Genomic DNA, 1,065 nt, shown 5'->3' with positions numbered 1-1,065 from the left:
CTTGCCACCTTCAATGCACTGCTGCGCATTGCACGCCTAGAAATGGGTGGTCGTACTGATAACTTTAAACGCTTTAATCTATCCAACCTACTGTTAGATTCGGCAGAGCTTTATGAATTGGTTGCTGAAGATAAACAACAAACGCTTCGCATAAGGGTTCAAAAAGATATCGAAATCCACGGTGACAAAGACCTAATCTTTCAAACTGTCAGCAACTTGATCGATAACGCAATCAAATACACGCCCAATGATGGAGATATATCCATTGAGCTCGATCTCCACGATAAGCTAGTAAGGTTGTCTATTGCAGATTCTGGTATTGGTATTCCTGAAGAAGAACGATCCAAAGTCTTTGATCGCTTTTATCGTGTTGCTAAAAGCCGCTCTCAACCGGGGAATGGCTTAGGCTTGAGTCTTGTACAAGCGGTTGTCGAACTGCATCAAGGAGAAATTAAACTTAGCGATAATGAACCAGGTTTGATTGTGACCCTTGAGTTGCCTGAAATTGATATCGTAGAAGGGAATGAGATTAAAAATGAACAAGCAGGAATAGAAGTTTCTACACCTGCTTAAACATTTGAAAAATGCTAATTATGCCGCGCGTTTTACTCGCTTAAACGCGTAAGTCGCGGGAAAGGTAACTAATTCGAAGCCACTTTTTGCTAGCTTTTCAGCAACAGAAAATGTCTCTTCAACGTTTGCTTTCGTGCTTTCCGCGCGTGCTTTTAAGCTATCTACTTCGCCTTCAACACGTTTTTGTCCTGCAAAAATCGCAGCAATCAGTGTATGTCGATTGATCTGATTTTCAACTCCCATGCTATCAAGCTGAAAGCCTAAGTTATCTACTTGTTTAAATACTAACTCGCCTATTTGTTGTAGCTTTCTGTTCATGATGTTTTCTCGTGTAAAGTCGTCTGAACTGTGCAAATCACATACGTTTAACAAATAAAGGTATGTTTGCACTGATGGCCGGAACGATACGAGTTTTCCCTAGGCGCTTCAACCTAATTTGCCTCACTCAAAAATATCACGCATAACTACTGCCCGTGATTATTCTTCAAGCTA

The 1,065-nt window shown here is 40.9% G+C and carries 2 protein-coding genes; one reads left to right on the top strand and one right to left on the bottom strand.

Going from position 1 to position 1,065, the window contains the following annotated elements; translation table 11 throughout:
• Positions 1 to 573, top strand: a 573-nt coding sequence (locus A3739_RS26960) for a sensor histidine kinase KdpD (RefSeq protein WP_197472623.1), incomplete at its 5' end; no start/stop codon positions are given.
• Between the two features lie 18 nt (positions 574 to 591).
• Here A3739_RS26960 and A3739_RS26955 read toward each other — a convergent pair.
• Complete coding sequence (locus A3739_RS26955; RefSeq protein WP_156502539.1) at positions 592 to 891, bottom strand: hypothetical protein; 300 nt, start codon at positions 889 to 891, stop codon at positions 592 to 594.
• Between the last annotated feature and the right edge of the window lie 174 nt (positions 892 to 1,065).

The organism is Oleiphilus sp. HI0067 (assembly GCF_001635735.1).
The sequence above is the reverse complement of the archived record's forward strand: the minus strand, read 5'-3'. Positions and strand labels throughout refer to the sequence as shown.